Annotated in this window: 20 protein-coding genes; 10 read left to right on the top strand and 10 right to left on the bottom strand. The window is 45.2% G+C overall.

The annotated features are described in order from the left end of the window. Positions 1–13: 13 nt before the first annotated feature. On the bottom strand, positions 14–2,668 hold the full coding sequence (locus AZI86_RS04975; protein WP_081111786.1) for an alpha-1,6-glucosidase domain-containing protein: 2,655 nt from the start codon (positions 2,666–2,668) through the stop codon (positions 14–16). A gap of 79 nt (positions 2,669–2,747) precedes the next feature. On the opposite strand from AZI86_RS04975, the gene AZI86_RS04970 reads away from it, so the two are divergent. After that, positions 2,748–4,037: a carbohydrate porin gene (locus tag AZI86_RS04970; protein WP_253715746.1), complete on the top strand. Its 1,290-nt coding sequence runs from the start codon at positions 2,748–2,750 to the stop codon at positions 4,035–4,037. Here the strand turns inward: AZI86_RS04970 and AZI86_RS04965 are convergent. The 4 genes from AZI86_RS04965 to AZI86_RS04950 form a co-directional block, all read right to left on the bottom strand. After that, complete coding sequence (locus AZI86_RS04965) at positions 4,034–4,552, bottom strand: asparaginase domain-containing protein (RefSeq protein ID WP_061833969.1); 519 nt, start codon at positions 4,550–4,552, stop codon at positions 4,034–4,036. The genes AZI86_RS04970 and AZI86_RS04965 overlap by 4 nt on opposite strands. Before the next feature lie 16 nt (positions 4,553–4,568). Beyond that, positions 4,569–5,048: a GreA/GreB family elongation factor gene (locus tag AZI86_RS04960; RefSeq protein ID WP_061833968.1), complete on the bottom strand. Its 480-nt coding sequence runs from the start codon at positions 5,046–5,048 to the stop codon at positions 4,569–4,571. A 49-nt stretch (positions 5,049–5,097) separates the two neighbouring features. After that, positions 5,098–5,643 (bottom strand): DUF924 family protein, encoded by a 546-nt coding sequence (locus tag AZI86_RS04955; protein WP_081111785.1) that lies wholly within the window; start codon positions 5,641–5,643, stop codon positions 5,098–5,100. A gap of 123 nt (positions 5,644–5,766) precedes the next feature. Next, a complete protein-coding gene (locus tag AZI86_RS04950; protein WP_061833966.1) occupies positions 5,767–6,291 on the bottom strand; it encodes an Hsp20/alpha crystallin family protein in 525 nt (174 codons plus the stop codon). Positions 6,292–6,507: 216 nt separating this feature from the next. On the opposite strand from AZI86_RS04950, the gene AZI86_RS04945 reads away from it, so the two are divergent. Both AZI86_RS04945 and AZI86_RS04940 read left to right on the top strand, forming a co-directional pair. Further along, positions 6,508–7,914 (top strand): NAD(P)H-binding protein, encoded by a 1,407-nt coding sequence (locus AZI86_RS04945; protein ID WP_061833965.1) that lies wholly within the window; start codon positions 6,508–6,510, stop codon positions 7,912–7,914. Continuing rightward, positions 7,911–8,315: an NINE protein gene (locus AZI86_RS04940; protein WP_061833964.1), complete on the top strand. Its 405-nt coding sequence runs from the start codon at positions 7,911–7,913 to the stop codon at positions 8,313–8,315. Before AZI86_RS04945 ends, AZI86_RS04940 begins: the two co-directional genes overlap by 4 nt. Here the strand turns inward: AZI86_RS04940 and AZI86_RS04935 are convergent. Continuing rightward, positions 8,304–8,678 carry a DoxX family membrane protein gene (locus tag AZI86_RS04935; RefSeq protein WP_061835066.1) on the bottom strand — a complete coding sequence of 125 codons (375 nt, stop codon included), beginning with the start codon at positions 8,676–8,678 and terminating at the stop codon, positions 8,304–8,306. The genes AZI86_RS04940 and AZI86_RS04935 overlap by 12 nt on opposite strands. Positions 8,679–8,813: 135 nt before the next feature. Here AZI86_RS04935 and ubiG point away from each other — a divergent pair, with 135 nt between their 5' ends. After that, positions 8,814–9,557 carry a bifunctional 2-polyprenyl-6-hydroxyphenol methylase/3-demethylubiquinol 3-O-methyltransferase UbiG gene (gene ubiG / locus AZI86_RS04930; protein ID WP_061833963.1) on the top strand — a complete coding sequence of 248 codons (744 nt, stop codon included), beginning with the start codon at positions 8,814–8,816 and terminating at the stop codon, positions 9,555–9,557. Here ubiG and AZI86_RS04925 read toward each other — a convergent pair. Beyond that, positions 9,554–11,113, bottom strand: coding sequence for a B12-binding domain-containing radical SAM protein (locus AZI86_RS04925; protein ID WP_061835065.1), 1,560 nt, complete (start codon positions 11,111–11,113; stop codon positions 9,554–9,556). The two genes, ubiG and AZI86_RS04925, sit on opposite strands and share 4 nt — an antisense overlap. 108 nt (positions 11,114–11,221) lie before the next feature. Here AZI86_RS04925 and AZI86_RS04920 point away from each other — a divergent pair, with 108 nt between their 5' ends. Continuing rightward, entirely contained in the window at positions 11,222–12,460 is a 1,239-nt protein-coding gene (locus AZI86_RS04920) for a M28 family peptidase (RefSeq protein ID WP_253715743.1), read from the top strand. Here the strand turns inward: AZI86_RS04920 and AZI86_RS04915 are convergent. Together AZI86_RS04915 and AZI86_RS04910 are read right to left on the bottom strand one after the other, a co-directional pair. Then, positions 12,457–13,542: an LON peptidase substrate-binding domain-containing protein gene (locus tag AZI86_RS04915; RefSeq protein ID WP_061833962.1), complete on the bottom strand. Its 1,086-nt coding sequence runs from the start codon at positions 13,540–13,542 to the stop codon at positions 12,457–12,459. The genes AZI86_RS04920 and AZI86_RS04915 overlap by 4 nt on opposite strands. 84 nt (positions 13,543–13,626) lie before the next feature. After that, on the bottom strand, positions 13,627–14,553 hold the full coding sequence (locus AZI86_RS04910) for a LysR family transcriptional regulator (protein ID WP_061833961.1): 927 nt from the start codon (positions 14,551–14,553) through the stop codon (positions 13,627–13,629). Between the two features lie 203 nt (positions 14,554–14,756). On the opposite strand from AZI86_RS04910, the gene AZI86_RS04905 reads away from it, so the two are divergent. From AZI86_RS04905 to AZI86_RS04885, 5 genes are all read left to right on the top strand, one after another. Further along, the gene (locus tag AZI86_RS04905; protein ID WP_061833960.1) at positions 14,757–15,146 is read left to right on the top strand and encodes an HPF/RaiA family ribosome-associated protein; all 390 of its coding nucleotides are present in this window, start codon (positions 14,757–14,759) and stop codon (positions 15,144–15,146) included. Between the two features lie 28 nt (positions 15,147–15,174). After that, positions 15,175–15,693 carry a BON domain-containing protein gene (locus AZI86_RS04900; protein WP_061833959.1) on the top strand — a complete coding sequence of 173 codons (519 nt, stop codon included), beginning with the start codon at positions 15,175–15,177 and terminating at the stop codon, positions 15,691–15,693. 378 nt (positions 15,694–16,071) lie between these two features. Beyond that, entirely contained in the window at positions 16,072–16,638 is a 567-nt protein-coding gene (locus tag AZI86_RS04895) for a flavodoxin family protein (RefSeq protein WP_061833958.1), read from the top strand. A 17-nt stretch (positions 16,639–16,655) separates the two neighbouring features. Then, positions 16,656–17,189 carry a peptide-methionine (R)-S-oxide reductase MsrB gene (msrB, locus tag AZI86_RS04890; protein WP_061833957.1) on the top strand — a complete coding sequence of 178 codons (534 nt, stop codon included), beginning with the start codon at positions 16,656–16,658 and terminating at the stop codon, positions 17,187–17,189. A gap of 147 nt (positions 17,190–17,336) precedes the next feature. After that, positions 17,337–18,113: a hypothetical protein gene (locus AZI86_RS04885; protein WP_061833956.1), complete on the top strand. Its 777-nt coding sequence runs from the start codon at positions 17,337–17,339 to the stop codon at positions 18,111–18,113. On the opposite strand, the gene speE is transcribed toward AZI86_RS04885, so the two are convergent. After that, a complete protein-coding gene (gene speE / locus AZI86_RS04880; protein WP_061833955.1) occupies positions 18,114–19,406 on the bottom strand; it encodes a polyamine aminopropyltransferase in 1,293 nt (430 codons plus the stop codon). Positions 19,407–19,493: the final 87 nt, after the last annotated feature.

The following is a 19,493-nucleotide window of genomic DNA, read 5'->3' as shown; positions in this document are numbered from 1 at the left end:
GTCAGTATTTTCATTATCGAATCCGTTGTGAGCTATTAAGGTGAAGAACCAGTGTGGTTCGTCCCGGAATTTGCACGCTGTTTTGGGTCGGCATTAACACCACTTGAGCTAAGGCCGCATCAATAGACGAATCAAAATAAGGGTGCAAGCGCCAAGGTTGGTGAAGCAGATCATGTTGAAAATAACGGGCTTCGCGAGACGCATTAAAAATTATTAAAAGCTCTTCAGAAGTGTCTTGCAGGTGCATCGCAATCAGTCCCGGTTCGGCCTGACGATCATTATCAATGAAGTGCAGGTGCTGAGAAATTTCCGAAAGGGAATTCATTTTAAAAAGGTCACTGCTTTGACGAAGACGTAAAAGGGCGCGGAAATATTTATCCATGCGCGAAATCTGTGCGGGCGTTACCTTTAAAGCCTGTTCTTTTAAGCGTGGCTCCCAGAAAGACCAATCATTGATGTTTTTCCAGGCTGGAGGCAGACCCTCGCCCCAATAATTGGTTTTGCCGGTCCAATCAATGCGATTAAAAAAATCGCCGGAATCATAACTGTCTTGATCGCCATTTTTAGAACGTAAAAGCTCTGTCCCACTTTCCACGAACGGAATCCCTTGTCCTAAAAGAGGTATAGAAAGAGCCAATTGATGCATGCGCAAGCGTTCTTCCACGGAGGCTAATGAGGGACTGCGACCATAAGAATAAAAAGGAGCTTTCGCCTGGATGGCATCCCAGAGTCCGTAACCATCGTGGGCGGAGACATAGTTCACGGTTTCAATGGCTTGAGAAGCAAAGGCCACGGGAGTGCCGCGGAAGCGCAGATCCCCGGCGCGAATAGTATTTCCCAAGTGTTCGCGGAAATAAAAATCACGCAGGTTGCCGGCAAGTCCTGCTTTGATCACGTCCCCGTAATGGAGCAACCGATCGCGTTGAATATTTAGATCACCGGGGGTTCCGCGATTTGCAGGCTCATGGTTAAAGTCAAAGAACAGGCCTGTGGCAAAACCTTGATCTGATTTTTCGGCCGATGATGTCGTTCCACCGCGAACCGCATCACGCAAACGATCATTAAAAAATCCATATTGCGAGCCGTAAGAGTTCGTGATGGTCATCGCGTCTTGGGGGCTTTTTTCGTGAAGGGATCCGAAACTCCAGCCCTCGCCGTAAAGCAGGATCTTAGACCCATCGACACCGTCTTTGTTGATATCTAAAGCGTGTACGGCTTTATAAATCTTATCCATGGTTTGGCGAGAGTGAAAAGACATCAAATCGAAACGGAAACCATCAAATTTATATACTTTAGCCCAATGCAGAACATTATCGATCATCAGTTTTTCCATCATGCGATTTTCACTGGCCGTATCCCAGCAGCATGAGGATTTGTGCGCAATACCGTTATCATCAAGACGGTAATAATAAAGCGGCACAATTTTATCAAAGACCGAAAGATTTTCTAGGCCGCTTTGATAAGTGTGATTTAATACTACGTCCTGAACAATACGCAGGCCCATTTTGTTGACGGCTTGAACCATCTCGCGCACTTCGCGGATGCGTGACTCACCCTCACCGGAAACGGCATAGCTTCCTTCCGGAGTGAAGTAATGAACCGGATCATAACCCCAGTTAAACGGATCTTTTTCGCGAAGTCCGCCAATGATGCTTTGAGGTTCTTGCAAGTTTGTGGAAGGGCCCAGAAAGGTTTCCCACTCTTTTTTATTTTCATTCACGCTGCCAAAATCATTGATCGGCAAAAGATGTAAGTGCGTGAGACCCGCTTCGGCCAGGCTTTGCAAATGCTTCATGCCCGCAGATTGAGTTTCGGTGAATGCCAAGTAAGTCCCGCGCTTGGATGTCGGCACGGTGCTATCCGTCGCACTGAAGTCACGTATGTGCATTTCGTACACCACCGATTCTTTAATTGAATTCAATGGTGGTTTACGCAAAGAATTCCAAAGCGCCGGTGTGGTATTTTTAGAGTTTAAGTTCACCAGCTGCGACCTTGCGCCGTTAAGCGACAAGCTAAAACTGTAAGGGTCCGTGACAAATGTGGTTTCAATTTTCTGGGTGTGCGGTGAATACACGGTCACTTCGTACAGATAATAAGAGCCCTCTAAGGCGCCAGCCAAAGAAGTGCTCCATGTTCCTTGGGCTCCGCGAGTGAGCGGAAGAACCATGGCCGTGTTGATCGGATCGTCGCTGCGTCTGAAAACATAAAGACGAACATTTTGTGCCGTCGGGGCCCATAATTTCACAGTGCATGCAGCGCCAAAACAACGAGCCCCTAAATCATTGGCGTCATAAAAATAAAGTTCGTCTAAAAGACCGGAAAAATGAATCTGGGTCACGTCGACAACATTGCGACTGTTATTGGAAATCTTGACTTGCAGGGGACGACGGATCAATTCATCTACTTGCGAAAGTGATAAATGGGCCGTGCTGAGGAATGCAAATCCAGATTCAATTTTAATGAGTGGTAGTTGAATAGGCGAGGCGTCTAAAAGTAGAGAGGAAGCATCATCTAAAAAAAATTGCGTGTTGGCGCTGGCGTAAAAACCAGCTGGAAGTTTAAGTAAAATCTGTGATGAATTATTCCAATGCGCACGGACGTCGGCAGCCACCGCGTAAGAGCCAAACTGAAGCACTAAGTAAGCAATAATCCAGAAGAATTTACTCAAAACTGCGGCCCCCCGTTACAGTCTGTTCTTGTCAGGCGCAGACTTTATGGGTAAGCCTTCGGTTTTTCAAGGGGACAGAATGAAAAGAATTATGGGAATCCTAATTATAAGTTGGTTTGCTTCGACAAGTTTTGCTTTAGAAGCGGATTTCACGGGATATCTGCGGGGTGGAACAGGGGTGAATTTTGAGGGTGGAAAACAGCAATGTTTTTACAACTCGGGAATTCCCGCTAATTTCCTACGTTTAGGGAATGAGTGCGATTTCTACTCTGAGATTGCCATGGTGTTCCATCATAAAAAGCCCGATGTTGCGGATCCCGTATATTTCAAAACCAACACTCGTTTGGTCATGCAAGGTAAGGGAACCCGACAATGGGAGCCTGCGGCAAATCGCAATATTGCGCAGCTTGAAGCCTTCGTAAGTGCGGGTGGATTCAGTGAAGTCCCTGGGGAATTCTGGGTTGGCAAACGCTTTTACCGTGATGTGGATGTGTATATCTTTGATTGGTATTATTACGCAGACATGAGTGGCGTGGGTGCAGGTTGGGATCAGATCCCTATCGGCACGGGCAAACTTGCGATCGCGCATTTGATTCAGTCTGATGATAAGGTCACGGCCTCTGGGGATTACGTGGAAACTTCAACGGGTGCGCCAGTATTACAAGCCTTGGACCTTCGCTGGAAAGAAATTCCAGTTTCTGAAAACCAACAACTTAATTTCTGGGGAGTGTATGCGTTTGCGGAAGGGAGCACGGAAGGCACCACCGTGTATGTTCCAACGAACGGTTATTCTTTATCCGCGCGTCTCAGCGGAAAAGTCGGAACGGGCTTTAACAACTTCACCTTGATGTACGGTCAAGGCGCGATGAGTGGTCTTAATATTTATGGCAGCGTGCGTGTTCCAGAAAACGACACCAGCCAAAATCGAGCGTGGACGGCGCGCGTGGTGGAAGATTATCACCATGACATCAGTAACAAATGGGCAGTGATTCTCAGTGCCGCAGCGAATACTTCAGACAACGGTAAAGATGCCGATAGTAAAACGAATTGGTATGAGGTCGGCGTTCGTCCGATCTATGAAATTTCAGATCGCTTCCAGTTGGTTTTTGAGGGCGGCTTTTCGCGTATTAATTCAGAATCAGAAAAGACTGGCACCGAGTACATCGGCGATCGTGATCTAAGTCGTGTTTCAATTGCGCCACAGATTTCTTTCAGCAAGTCTATCTGGGGCCGCCCGGTGATGCGCGCTTACCTAGCGCATTCGATGTGGTCGGATTCAAACAAATCAAATATGGCGCCCGCTACATCCGTGTTTGCTAATAAAAATGCCGGCACCAATTTCGGTTACCAATTCGAAGCTTGGTTCTAAAAACTTTCGAAAGTGCCTTTTTCTTTGTTCTTCCGAACATGAGGCACTTCGAAAATCTGATTATGAAATGAAATATAAAATCCGGGTTTCAGAAGCTTTGCGGCTAGCAAGGCTTCTGTGACATTTTGAGTGGCATCGCTGTCATCAAATCCCATGGGAATCATAGCGCCGGTGAAAACCACGGCGGTTGAAGGATGGGAGATCGTTTTAAAACAATACTCGGCCGATAGGTGCATGGTGTCGGTTCCGTGCAAAACCACGATCGGGTGTTGGCGTTTCATCTCTTCTTGCACAGTTTTTGAAATCATCACGCGATCCTCGTCGTTCATGTATAAAGAATCTTTGCTCATGATCGGGTGGACTGAGATGTTGGTATAGGGCAGGCGCATTTTAGAAAGAATGCGGTTTTTTATGCTGGTGCCGCGATTTTCTAAAGAGCCATCAAACTCGTTATAAGTTTTTTCAATGGTTCCGCCGGTGGTGATAATGACGACGTCTTGTTGATTTTTGTTCATGTGAGTTTAAATCCTCTTACCAAACGTTCACGATTTCGTATTCACGAACTTGCGCGCCATTTTCAACCACGGCGACGTCTCCTTGCTTTAAGTCTTGCAAGGCTTCACCCACGGGCGTGTTAGCCGTGATGATCTGAACCGTTTTTCCTTCAAAAGAAACCGAAACACCGCCCCCTTTAGGCATAATAAAATAGAAATTATGTTTGCCATTAAGTTCAAGTTCAACCACGGCGGTGACGTTGATTTTGTCGTCCGGCCCAAAATCTTTTAAATTGAGATGCTTGCAGATCACCAAAAGCTCTTCGATTTCAGCAATGCGTTTGGCTTGGGCACCCGCTAGGTAGGAGGCCTCGAGCCCCCGCGTATCATATTCATTTTCAGGCTTACTTTCCTCGTGCGTGGCCGCTTCATAAGTGGCAAGGGCCGCAGCTTTGGCTACAGCCATGTCGGCATTTAATTGAGCGATGATTGTTTCGACGAGTTTCTTTTTATCCAAGCTAATAAACCTCTTTGGCCTAGTATGGCCGAGGTCTATGGGAAATCAATCAAAACGATGATCCGGGTTGTTTTAGAAATTCTAATTCGTCCGGGGTGGATTTTCTGCCCAAGATTTTGTTGCGATGCGGATAGCGACCAAAACGATCGATAATATTTTTGTGCAGGATTTCAAACTTCAAATTTTCTTCCAACCCTTTTTGGGAATAAAGGCGCAAAGCCTCCTGATGCATCTTTTTAGATTCGCTGTGCATATAGGGCATATATAAAAATGCTTTTTCCGTGGGATTGAGCATTTCATCCTCACCTAGGCGCACGGCTTCACGAGCTAAATTTAAAGCGATTTCATCTGACGCAAATGCTTGAGGCGTATCGCGAAACATATTGCGAGGAAATTGATCAAGCACGATGATTTCGGCCAATCGTCCTTGGGCGGTTTTACGCCAAGAAGCGGTATTACCCGCGACGACTTCATTGTAAGTTCCCAAAAAAAGAGCCTTCACCTGATCGTCAAATTTCAGGTCTTTTTTAAACCAGTTTTCGGGATTTGTTTCGTTGAACCAGAAGCTAAGGACTCTTTGCGCGGACATAAGCATTTCCTTTGATTCAATAATTATTGCTTTATGGGGAGAAAAAGTCATCTTGCAATGGCGTAAGAAAAAAAGAAGGAGGATCTGCCGGGGGGACAGATCCTCCAAAGGACACTGGCGTTGCAGTGATTAGTGAGAAGAGGTGTTCGATTTGACTTCGACGTCTTTTTTGTTGCCAAGCAACTTGTCGAAGAAGCCCCCATTTTTAGATTCGATCTGGATTGTGCGCGCTTTGGCTACAGGTGTTTTAGGTAGATAAAGGCTTAGCACACCATCTTCATAGTTGGCTTCGATTTTATCACCCGACACCGTTGTGGGAAGAGAGAAGCTTCGCGTGAAGGATCCATAAGATCTTTCGAAACGATGCGTTTTCTTTTCTTCATCAACTGTAGTTTCGCGGCGACGTTCTCCAGAGATGGTCAGAACGTTGTCATTCATTTCAATTTTAATATCGTCTTTTTTAAATCCTGGCAGATCCACCGTCATCAGATAGTGTTCTGCGGATTCGCTCACATCCACTGCGGGTGTAAAGCTTCGTTGCGCCGGTTGTTGATCCCAAGAATTTTGGAAGTCTGCAAACATGCGCTCCATTTCATCAAATAGGTCTACAGAATTACTTCGGCGCGTGGGCCAATTAGAATTAATGAGTCTCATAATAACCTCCTTTACGGTTTGGTTCCTATATCTCAAACATGTTATCGCCGTTTTTAATGTCAAGGTCCCGCCGACGTAGAAAAACACAGGCCGGCCTTGCCTTGAGTCTTAGATTTTTTTTGTCAAGGTGAAGGGTTTTAAATAATTTTGTTTTTTATCACTTCTTTTTAGACACTTGACGTCCTTGTGTTAGGCTTAAGTACGTGGAGGCCTGAAGTGAAAATTGCCATTGCTGGAGCTAGTGGTTTTGTCGGAAAAAATCTTGTTAAAGAATTAGAAAAAAATCACGAAATCATTGGGCTTAGTCGCGCCAAAAAAGCAGATACGAACCATATCCAGTGGCGGGATTGTGACCTTTTTAGCATGCTTGATGCCGAAAAAGGTTTGGCGGGTTGTGATGTGGCGATTTATTTGGTCCATTCGATGCGACCGTCGGCGCATCTGACCCAAGGAACTTTTGACGACTTTGATCTGATCGTGGCTGATAACTTTGTACGCGCGGCTGAAGCTTGCGGTATCAAGCAAATCATATTTTTAGGTGGTATGCGTCCTGAAGATAAATCCCAAGAATCAAAACACTTGCGCAGTCGTTGGGAAGTCGAACAGGTTTTTCGTAAAAGCAAAGTGCCGTCGACGATTTTACGTGCGGCTTTGATTCTGGGTCCTGAAGGTTCTTCGTTTCATATTATGGCAAGGCTGGTAGAGCGTTTGCCCTTTATGATTTGCCCCACGTGGACTTACTCTCATAGCCATCCGATTGCGCTTTCTGATGCGGTGGCCGCTATTGATTACTGCGTGGGTCGCGAAGAAACTTTTGATCAAGTTTATGAAATCGGAACTGAACAAAGTGTTACTTACGTAGAGCTCATGAAAAAGATCGCGGCAAAATTGCACTTAAAGCGCTCTATTTTAACGATCCCGTTTGTAACCCCTAAACTTTCAACCTTGTGGGTGTGCATGGTCACCGGAGCACCTCGAGAACTCGTGCGGCCCTTGATTCAGGGGTTAAGAACTTCATTGCCACTCAGACCCGAAAAACTTTTAAGAATCCCGGGGCATCAGTATAAAACGGTGGATCAAGCCTTAGATGAAGCCTTGGGTAATTACCAAATTAAAACTCGTCCCTTGGCATTTCAGCCATCTCCTCGGGGCCGCCACGTGGTTCGTTCCGTGCAAAGAATGGAAGCTCCCAAAGGTATCACTGCCGAGCAAGCGGCCTTGGCTTATTTGGTTTATCTGCCTAAGGCCAATCCGGGATTATTAAAAGTCGAAGTGACGGGGCGTTGGATTTATTTTTGTTGGCGTTGGCCTTACACAAGATTGTTGGTATTAGAGTACTCACCAGAGCGTAGTAAATCGGATCGCCAGCTTTTTTATGTGCGCGGAGGACTGCTTTCAAAAAAGACTGTGCGCGGTCGTTTAGAATTCCGAGAGATCTTGGGCGGGGATGCGATCATTGCCGCTATTCATGATTTTCAGCCGCGCATGCCATGGTATTTATATCGATGGACTCAAGCTTTATTTCATCTTTACGTGATGAAGATGTTTGGGGCCTTTTTAAACAAGAACGGCGAGGTTCAATATCAACGCCCGCCTAATTTAGAAAAGGAAAGACATCCTTGAAAAATTCAACACACTCATTATTTATTGGCTATGTCTTGTGGATTTTTGGATTCATGGGCGCGCATCGCTTTTATTATGGGAAGCCCATCACGGGCACCATTTGGTTTTTTACCGTTGGCTTGTTGGGAATTGGCTGGTTGATTGATCTTTTTTTAATTCCGGGAATGGATGATGCTGCCGATCGCCGCTATAAAAGTGGCGACAACAGTTATAACATCACTTGGGTTTTGCTGGCCTTCTTAGGCGTATTTGGTATTCACCGTTTTTATTTAGGTAAATGGGTGTCAGGTATTATTTGGCTTTTAACTGGTGGTTTGTTTTTGTTTGGAATTCTGTATGACTATTGGACGTTAAACGAACAAATCTCTGCCGCGAATCGTTCGAATAAACTAATGAAATAATCTAAGCCACGTCAGGCTGTGAATAATAAGCAAGATGGCGTAAGGGCCACAAAAAGGAAGAAGCACGGCCCAGGGTTTAGAGTTGTGAAAAAGATGTAGGCCCGTAATCACAAATACGACGGGTGCAAGGCCCAAAAGACTTGCGGGCACCACAAATCCGATAATCAGAAAAAAGCCCAAGATAATTTCCAGTAATTTAACTGTGGGCATGATGAATTTAGTTTGGTTACAAGCCATGACGAACCCATCAATGACTGGGCCCGAAGGCGGGATCTTCACCCAATGAAAAAATCCATTCAGGCCCCAAAAAACGAGCTGAAAACCAAGTAGAACTCTTAAGGCCACTTCAAAATAAAAACCCATACTTAACAGCTTACCCAAAATTAGTTCAAGGGCTAGCTCTATTTTTGATTCTTATCACTGGACTTTTGCTTGCTCGCGGATTTGCAAAGCCCTTTGGTAATTTGAATGCAGGAATATCTAAATTCTTGAGGTGCTATGGGCTTATTAAGAAGCGAACTTGAAATCTCGCTGAATGTGGCTGACGACGCAAGTTTGCCAGGTTGGGACGCCATGATCCGCGCGCAACAAAGGTTGGAGTTACCGTGGGCCTTAGAGAAAATTCGCCGCCACATTGGTTACCGCGCTCATATCTTAGATCTCGGCTGTGGTTATGGCGGAGTTGCCAATGAGCTTGCAAAAACAGGTCATATGGTGACCGGTCTTGATCATGATCCCGAGGTTTTAGGGATCGCAAAAATGCGCGATAAAACGCAAAGTGTTCAGTATCGTTTGGGCGAAATTGATCAGCTTCCTTTTGCCAATCAAAGTTTTGATGTGGTGACGGCCTTAGATGTTCTTTGTCACTTAGACGACTGTGCGGAGGCTTTAAAAGAAGCCACCCGCGTTTTAAGACCCGGGGGGATTTTTCTTTTTAATAACTTTAATCGCACCTTGGGGGCGTGGTTGGTCGCGGTCAAAGGGCAAGAGTGGTTTATTAAAAATACCCCGGCGGGGTATCATGAGTTTGGAAGATTTAAAAAGCCGCAAGTTTTGGCTCGCCAGCTTCGTCGTGCGGGATTAGAGCCCGTGCAAATGCGCGGGGTGAGTCCGGTGTTGTTGCAAAGATCATTTTTTAAATTAATTTATGAAGGATCTGTGAATGAGGATTTTCATTTCCATTTTTGCCGTACCCCGTGGCTGGGGTACGTGGGCTTTGCGCAGAAAAGAAGATTTTATTAGTTTATAACTTCTTGCTTACCGGCTAGGTGGCGTTGCTGGCGTTTGGGAATAGCGGATCTGGGAGTAGTTGGGGTTTCAGATTTTACGATTTCTTTAAAGAATTTTGGAAAATCTGTTTTCCCAGTGACCGACCAATCTTTTAAAATCAAAGCCTTGGCGTCCTCGTCGCTATAATTCATATGTTCTTTGAGATAAATATAAGCACTTTCAAACAAACTTGTTTGCGAAATCCCGTAAGACTGGGAATAGCGTTTTGACAAAAAGTCATTCAGTTCAAAAAATTCCCAAAAGAAAGACTGATCTTCGCGTTGGCTGGCTTTGGTTCTGATAGCCTCGACAAAGTTTTTAAACGATCCGCTGTTCGCGTAAAGGTCCCAGTACTTCGCAAAGCGGTTCATCACTTGCAAAGTTTCGAAGTCCATATTTTTGGTGCGCAAGATTTGAAACGGCGGGTGTTCAGAGTAAACCATCTGCCATTCTTTATCATGTCTGGCGATGGGGGCGCCTTTAAGGCGTTTTAAAATACCGACTTGGATTTCGTTAGGTCTTAGTGCGGAAAGGGTGTCAAAGCCTTTACCGAAGCTTTCTAAGTCCTCTCCTGGTAAGCCAGCAATAAGATCGGCATGGGTATGCACGCCAGTTTCTTGAGCTAAGAAGCGGAAGTTGTCTTTTACTTTTTCCAGATCATTGCGGCGGCTGACAAGTTTAGCGACCTCGGTGTTCCAAGTTTGAATACCGATTTCAAATTGCAAAGCTCCGGGAGGAAACTTTTTAACCAGTTCGCGGATTTCATGGGGTAAACGATCCGGAACCATTTCAAAGTGCAGAAATAATCCCAGATCAATGCGGTCTAAGAAGAATTGCAAAATGCGCGTGCACGTTGTGGGGCTTAAGTTAAATGTGCGATCGATAAACTTAAATTGGCGTAAGCCCTTATCTAAAAGCATTTGCATGTCGTTTAAGAAAAGATCTAAGTCAAAGCTGCGCACGGATTTATCCAGTGATGACAAACAGTATTCGCAGCGATACGGACAGCCGCGAGAGACTTCGACATAGACCACGCGATTTAAAATATCTTCGTCGCTGTAAAGGCTATAAGGACTTTTGATTTTGGTGATCTCGGGCAAAGCCCCGGCGATGATTTTTCTGTCAGGCAATTTTCCTTCAACGAAATAATCTTTGCAGAATTCATAAAATAAGAAATCCGCCTCGCCTTTGATGGTGAAATCCGCGATCTGACAAATGCGTTGGGATTCACTCTCATGACTGACTTCGGGGCCCCCCAGGACCACGATGGTGTCGGGACTGATGCGTTTAATCAGAGAAACGACTTCTAAAGTTTCTTGGGCGTTCCAGATGTACACGCCAAAGCCCAGGATTTTTGGCTTTAGGCGCAATAAGGCTTCGGTGATATCGCGGGGATCTTTCTGAATTGTGAACTCTAAAATCTCCGCCCGGTTTTGAAATTCCCCTAAGTTCGCCATAAGATAACGCAGCCCGAAGGAGCTATGAGGGTAGGACGAATTCAATGTCACCAGGAAGAGGTCTTTTTGCATGGCGCGCATCCTAAACTATGTTCATTAAATAAGCTAAATGTCTTTGCCATTTTGCGGACAATTTTACTAAGCTAATCGTGGACTTATCTTTTTTTCAAAGGACTGAATATGAAAAAAGCCATGATGGCTGCTTTACTCATCGCATCTTATGCGAATTTGGGCCAGGCCCACGTCCACGCATTAGAGACTTTTGACACAAAACCCGTGCTTGCGGACCTCAACGACCTGCGCGCCTTGAACATTCCGGTCCTAGCCAAGGATGAATATGTCGAGGTGGGCTATGCGGTGATCACCCCTGTTATGCAACAACGTCTTCAAGAGCGTGCCCATAAAGTTGGAAAATGCGGTGGTTTTGAAGACCTGAGTCAGGACATGGGGCTTATGAGCTTAGGTTTTGATCATATGCTTACGTCAATGGCCGATATGAAAGCCAAGGAAGAGCTTTACTCCAGAGCCCCTTTCCGTGCATTGGCGTTGATGGCAGAGCCGAAAATTCAAACGGCCCTTAATGAAGTGAGTGAAGAAAACTTGCGCAGTTACGTGCAATGGCTTTCGGCCTTCCCAAATCGTACAGCGACAAGTGCTCAGCCCAATTACCATGTGACGGAAATGAAAACGCGCTTAGAAGCTATGTTGGCGGGGGGATCTATTCCGTATCAGATCGAAGAAATCCCGCACAAATCAACTAAGCAAAACACTTTGCACGTGCGTTTGGTTGGTAAAGATCGTCCTAACGAAATCATTGTTCTCGGGGGCCACTTAGATTCTATTAACCAAAGCTGGGGTGGCGGTAAGACCGCGCCGGGTGCGGATGACAATGCCTCGGGATCGGCGAACTTGATTGAGGCTTTACGTATATTGCTCGCGCAACCTCAACCACAACGTACCATTGATATCTTCTGGTACGCGGCTGAAGAAAACGGTCTTTTGGGCTCAGCTGAAATTGCGAAGAGCTATAAAGCAGCCAACGCGGATGTGATTGCGGTTCTTCAGTTAGATATGACCTTGTTCCCAGGATCTGGTGAATTCGTTATTGGCAGCATGAATGATTTCACTAGTGCGTGGTTAAGAGATTACTTAAAAGCGATGAACGACACTTATCTAAAAGCGAAAATCGTCGATGATAAGTGCGGTTATGGTTGCAGCGACCATGCTTCTTGGAATCGTCAAGGCTATCCGGCACTTATGCCGTTTGAAGCCACCTTCCGCGGAAGCAATAAAAATATCCATTCCGCGAAAGATGTTGTTTCTCCAGAATCAAACTTTAAGCATTCGATGCTCTATACTAAGATCGCGCTTGTTATGGCGATGGATCTTGGCAACAGCACGGCTCGTCAGCCTTATTAGTTTTGTCGCAGAAGCTCTAAGAGCTTCTGCGCGCTTTGAGACCCGTCGGTCTCTGCCAAAATTTCTTGGGTTCTTAGCAAATCCATATTAATCGCGGAAGTATCTTCATCTGAATAGGCATCCACCGTGAAAAGCCCGGGGGTGAAAGTCTTTTTATAGGTCGAGTTTTTTGTATGCTTGGAAACAGAAATAGCTTCCGCGGCTCTCATCAAGAATGAATAGCCGTTGTTGACCTTGTGAAGATCCGCTAAAAGGCGAATCTTTTTTTTCCCTTCGATCATATGGTTTTGTATCTGTTCAAGAATTTCGCTGCGTGATTCTTCGGGAATAATATAAGAAAAAGGCTCAAGCTTAGAATATCTGGCCAAACTTATGCGTTCATTTTCTAAAACGTCCACAACATGACAGCGTTCTTCGGCGTGGACGACCAATTTCATGGTGCCGTCCGGAAGATCTTTGGCCTCTATAATTTTGCTGACGGTTCCAACGTCAAAAAATTCTCCGACGGCAGGTTTCTCGTTCATTTCGAAAGCCTTTTGACTTAGGACCACGATTTTTCCGTTGTAATCGGCCTGAGATTTCTTGACTGCGGCTTTTGTAAATTCTCGGCCCACGAAAATAGCCATGTAGGAGCCGGGGAATAATATAAAATCGCGAACCGTGATCATGGGAATGGATTCTTCAAAATGCTTCATGATCGCAAGCTTTTCATTCTCTTTAAGAGCCTGGTCTTTTCCTTTTAAGATACTCAGAGCATTCTGAATTCTTTGGCGCTGTTCCCTGATTTCGGTTTCAAGCTCGTTGAGAGACGCCATTCGTCCGTTAAGAAAGCTTACTAGCTTATCGGAGTTCATGCCGATATCAGCAATAAGTAACGCGCGAATCTCCTTAAGCGTGAAGCCAAAGCCTTTGAAAGACTTAATACGTTCTAAGACCTCAAGCTGCCCCTCTTCGAAGTAGCGATACCCGTTTTGGCCCCGCGAGTGAGAGCGGATTAACCCCATCTCTTCATAAACTCGCAGCGTGCGAGCAGAGACATCTGCTTTTTTAGAAAATTGTCCAATAGTGTGCCATTCTGCCATTTTTCACCTCATTTTTTAAAAAGGTAAAAGATTGACCTAACGTAAAGGTCAAAAAAAATATGTCTTACTGGACCAGATGTCAGTTTACTTCACAAGCTTTTCTAAGCGCTTCACCGAGTTTTTTACTTCATCAATGGTGTCGTCATGAGCAGCGTTTTTTCTTCCTAGCAAATACAAATTATGTTTCCAGTACCCGGTTTTTGGTCCAAGAGTGGTTAAGATGCCATCGCGGATTTCATCATACACGTAAGCGACCGGCAAAAATCCGATGCCTGCACCGTCCACGATCGCGCGGCCCACCACCGACATGATGTCGGATTCAAAGACGGCTTTTTTGCGCGACTTGATTTCTTGCATGAAGAGATCTGTTTCGTGGCGCAATTTCATTTTATAGGAAGGGATGATCATCCCCCACGGAGCTAAGCGAATAAATTCTGCCGCCGAGGTGTTTCGTGAAAGACGGATTTTAAATTCTTTTAGGTTCTTAGAAGAAACCAACAGGTTCACGGGCAGGCTGGCGGAGGCAAGTTCTTCCACGTCGTCGGCGTAAATGGGTTTGTTGGTCAATACAAGGTCGATCTCTTCGCTGCGCAGTTGGTTGACTAATATTTCAGACGGCGCCGAGCTAACGAAGAAAGTTTTTTCGATCCCCTTTTTTTGATCGCGAATCAAGGGACTTAAAAGATCCGCGATGAAAGGACGCTCGACTTGATCAGTGACACCAATGCGGATGCGTTGGCTTTGTTTGTCAGTGGGTGATTTGATGGACTCAGCAAATTCGTTGGCGACATCAAACATCTTTTTTGCGTACGCAAAAGCAGTTTCACCATCCGAAGTCAGTTGCAGTCGACGTCCTTTTTTTTCAAATAGCTTTTGTCCTATCGTGGATTCTAGCACTTTAAGTTGTGAGCTGAGCGAGGGCTGACTAATATGCAGGTATTGAGCGGCGTTACTTACGCCACCAAGCTTGGATGTTACATAAAAGTAATATAAGTGGTTGTAATTGAACATAAATCTGGACCCCCGTGTGACATGCGTTTTTCAGCTCCTTTTTGGAACTGGTCGTTAGCTTTGAGTCGCTAACCTATCGAACTTCCAATGAAATCAATTTAAGGTCTGTTTTAATATATAACTTTATCCTAAGTATGTCATCGATATTATATATTTATCAGATATGTTCAACCCGGCGATAATGTGTGTACGAGGAGGTAGATATGCAAACAGACATCTACTACAGAGACATCACTAGAACTGAAAACCTTGAAAATTATTTGATGGAAAGAGTTGAGAAGATCTTAAGCGATTTCCTTAGATACGATAGTGATGCCCATGTAACAGTTCGCGTGGAAACGGATCGCCATCGAACTAATGCACGCAGACCGAACTATATGTGTGAGATCCTGGTCAAAACAAGCTGGATGAAAAATCCGCTTAAAGTGCAGAAATCAGATCCTAACTTCAGAACTTGTGTCGCTAAATGTACGGGGGCTTTAAAGGTGATCTTAAGTAAACAGTCATCTTTAAAACAACAACATCGCCGCCGCGACCGCGCTTTAGAAACCGATGCTCAACTTACTGATTTTGAGTGGTTGAATACGTTCTAGAAATAGAAGGATTGTGAAGGAGCATATTATGAACTCTCTTCAAATGAAAAATCATTCAGATGGCGAGCTTTCGCGGATTTTGCGAGATCGCATCAAATGGGATAAACGTGTCAGTACGGCTGACCTTAATATCGTGGTCCGTAATGGTGTCATTATCGTCAGTGGCTTTGTGGACACTTCTTATAAAAAAAATGCGGCTTTAGAAGTTCTTTCTGAAACCGAAGGTGTCTGGAGCATTGAAGATCGCATCGTGGTACCCGGTGATTATTACCGCTCAGATGAAGAGATTTTAAAAATATTAAAGGAACAAATAGACGAAATTATTAAAATTGGTGGTGAACATATTGAGGTCGATGTCGCTGATGGTATTGTCAAATTGGAAGGTGAAGTCTTCCGACCACGACTTAAAGCCATGGCCGTGGCCTCTGCGTGGGAGCTCTCGGGAGTGCGAGATGTTTTGAATTTCATTGAAATCAAATATCCGCCTCGTCGAGCACCACTTTATGAAGAAGAAGGAGGTCTCTTGATGAACGGTGAAAATTCGTGATGAAGGTCCTATTCCCATCCCTCCATACGTCAGGACGCCTTTCTCCAAGGCGTCCTCTTTTTTTCTCTCGTAGATAGTTCTTATCGGTTTTCATAACACTGGATTTGTTTTAGAGACGGGCTGGCTTCCCACTTCTCCGGAGGTCGGCATCGTGCCTCTGTCGCCGCCGCCCGTTCGGGCGGTTCGCGCATCCATGCGCCGGCGAAGCCTCCTGCGAAATGGAAATCCAGCCCCTCTCTAAAATAAATCATTGCTAGGATCGATGTGTCTTTCTTCGTTCGCTAAAACTAGAGCGCGTTGGAGGGGGCTTTGTGCTTTTTTTGTTTCGCGTTGTTTTTTTGTCGGGTTTTGGGATGATTGGTTGGTGGGGGTTTTTTTGTGCGTAAGGTTTTGATTTTTAATGGGAGTCCTTCTGGTGGGGTTGGTAATTGTGGGGCTTGGGTTAAGTTGGTTGAGAAATCGCTTAAAGGTCAGGCCTCTTGTCGGGTTGTGCATTTGGCTCAGACTTCTTTTTCGGGTTCTTTGCGTAAAGAGATGGAAGCTGCTGATGGGTTTATCTTTGTTACCGGGACTTATTGGGATTCTTGGGGCAGTCCTTTGCAGGCTTTCTTGGAAGACATTACTTCGCTTGAGGGGTCGTCTCGGCTAGTGGGGAAACCGGTTTCGGTTTTTGTTTTGATGCATTCTGTGGGCGGTAAGGGTGTACTTTCTCGGCTGCAGGGGGTGCTTTCTACTTTTGGCTTTTTGATTCCCCCTATGAGTGGGATGGTTTATTCTTTGGTTTCGGATATTGCTTTAAAAGCTAAGTCTTCTTTTGCCGACGATTTTTGGCAAAAAGGGGACGTGTCCTTGGTTCTGCAGAATTTTTTAATTGCTTGTGATTTGAAAACGTCTTGGACTGTTTGGCCGGTGGATAAGAAAAATCCTCGTCGGCGTTGGCTTTAATTTTTTAAGGAGTCGTTATGTCTTTTATGATGAATTCGGTTTTGGCTTTAAGTCTGATTTTTTCAGGAACGGCGTTTGCTAAAGATAATAAAGAATATAAAAAACCTTCAGACGCGGAACTTAAAAAAACCCTGACACCCATGCAGTATCAATGCACTCAGCAAGCGGCGACTGAAAAACCTTTCGATAATCTTTATTGGAACAATAAGCGTGACGGAATTTATGTCGATATTGTTAGTGGCGAGCCTTTGTTTAGCTCTACAGACAAATATGATTCTGGTACTGGGTGGCCCAGCTTTACCAAAGCTATTGATGAAAATGCGGTGACCACACGCCCCGATCGTGAACTGTCTGTGGAACGAACCGAACTTCGTTCAAAAGGGGCTGATTCTCACTTAGGGCATTTGTTTGACGATGGTCCCAAAGATAAGGGCGGAAAACGCTATTGCATTAATTCGGCCGCTCTTAAATTCATTCCTTTAGAAGAGATGGAGGCCAAAGGTTATGGTCGCTATCTTCCACTTTTTAAGGATAAGAAAAATAAAAAATAGTTCAGATTTTTTTGGTCCTTGGGGTGTCAATGGGCTGTATACCCAAGTAAGAATTGCAAGGTGGGTGAGGTCGCAAAGGGCTGAAATAGCCTTTAAATTGCGGATACTTGCCTTCTTCTTGGCACTTTTCTTGTAAATGCCCCGGGCATGCGTTGGTTATCATTTTTCATGATCATGACTATGGGTTTCTCTGCAGCTGCGCAGAGCGACTGGGATCCCGTTCCCCCTCGGCGGATTATCTTTAATCCGGTGGTCAGTACAACAGCGCGCACTTTGCCGCAATGGCAAGTGGGTTTTCAGCGGACCTCGGGTGCTAATATCAACGCGAATCTTTTAGCCAACTCTTTAAGCGTTGGCATTTTTCCTCGTTTGGAAGTCGGCGTAGTTCCGATGTTTTATACCACGGCTCCAGGTAGCAGCAACTTTACGGGTAAATTGAATTTCTATAAAAGTGAAGAAATCGATGGCGCCTTATCAGCCACCCAAACTCGCTTCCGCTCGGAAGTTAAAAACGATGACGGGGTCATCGTGGAACGCCCGGACCTAGTTTTAAATTCGGCCCAAATTGGTTTTAACTATCATCCTGAGGGATCTGACTTCACAATCTCTCCATTTTTAAACCGCGTAACGGGTTATGTGGACTCCACAAATGGCCTGACATTCGTGCGTTCGATGGAAGCTAAGACCGAATGGGGCGTCGACGTTCAATGGCAAATGAAAGACCGCGAGTGGCTGACTTTTGCTTATGGTTGGCTCCGCGATGCGGGACTTTCCCCTTATGAACAAATGCACTCAGGGGCCGGGGTGGCCTGGTCGCAATTCCGACCTAAAGAAATGTTCTCTCGCCCTTCCATCGGGATCTATTATTCACCAGGTACCGGAAATACCCAATACCTGGTTTCGACAACTTTCTTTGAGCTTTAATTAATTCTTATTTTCCGCAAGCATCGACTTTACAAATGTCGGCAGAGCAAATGCTGCCGCATGCAGGTCTTCGTTGTAATAGCGAAGTCCTTTAGCACTTGAAAAAGCCTGAGCCTTGTTTTTATCAAAGTCCACGGCGGGATGGCGAGACCCCTTGACACCGATTTGTAAGCTCCACATCCCCGACGGATAAGTCGTGGCGTGAAAGATCATCGTGTGGACCTGGTCTTTACCGAAAATACCTTTTAGACATTTATTTAACTCTACAAAAGTAGTTTCATGGAACATCGGGGATTCACCTTGCGTGATCACCGCCCCACCGTCTTTTAAGGCCTTTTTGCAATTTTCATAAAATTCTGTTGTGAAAAGACCTTTTGCCGGGCCGATCGGGTCCGAGCCATCCACGATAATCAAATCGTAAGCGCCAGGCTTAGCGTCTTTAACAAACTGAATGCCATCGCCAATGATCAGTTCCAATTTTGGATGAGAAAATGCGGCAGAGATTTTTGGCAAATGTTCTTTAGAAGCGCGCACGACCGCTTCATCAATTTCAACCATGGTCACCTTGTTGACGTGATCATAGCGGAAAATTTCGCGAATAGTCCCCCCATCGCCGCCCCCGATGACTAGAATATTTTTAGCATCACCCAAGCTTTGCATGATCGGATGGACCATCATTTCGTGATAGTGAGCTTCGTCGCGTTCAGTACACATCACCATATTATTGATGGCCAAAAACTTGCCGTGAGAAAAGGACTCTAAAACGCGAACACGTTGGTAAGGTGTCTTTTCGTCAAATAAAACATCGCCCGTGTAACGTAAAGATAAGGCCTGATTTTCGTCTTTATCCGTGAACCAAACATTGCGATCAATTTGATAACCTTTTTTAAGATCAAAAGAAGGTTCGGTACGAATAGTGTTCGGTTTGAAATCCGTTTTTTCGATCACGGACAACGAGCCGCGATTAAGTTCTAAAGCCGAGTAGTTGGCTTGGAAGGCTTTTTTTAAAAATTCAAAAGAAACCCAAGGGTCGACCGAATCGCCGCAAGTGAAAAGATCCACAGAAGCGTAACGATATTCAGGCCACGTATGGATCGCGAGATGACTTTCTTGGATGACCACCACACCACTGACACCCCAGGGGGAAAAGTGATGAAAGGTAGAGTTGATAACTGTGGCGCCGGCTGTTTGGGCGGCTTCGACCATCGCTTTTTCAATCGCTGAAACATCGTTTAGGATTTCTGAGTTACAGCTATTAAATTCAACCAATATATGACGTCCAAGTGCTTTCAATTCGCAATCCTCCTGTCGACCATTATATAGAAACGGCCGCAATTTAAGTGTTTGCTTTTTTCTAGGGCTTTTTAAGAAAGGAAACAA

The sequence above is a fragment of the Bdellovibrio bacteriovorus genome (genome assembly GCF_001592735.1).
Classification (GTDB): domain Bacteria; phylum Bdellovibrionota; class Bdellovibrionia; order Bdellovibrionales; family Bdellovibrionaceae; genus Bdellovibrio; species Bdellovibrio bacteriovorus_D.
This window is presented reverse-complemented; position numbering and strand designations above follow the sequence as displayed.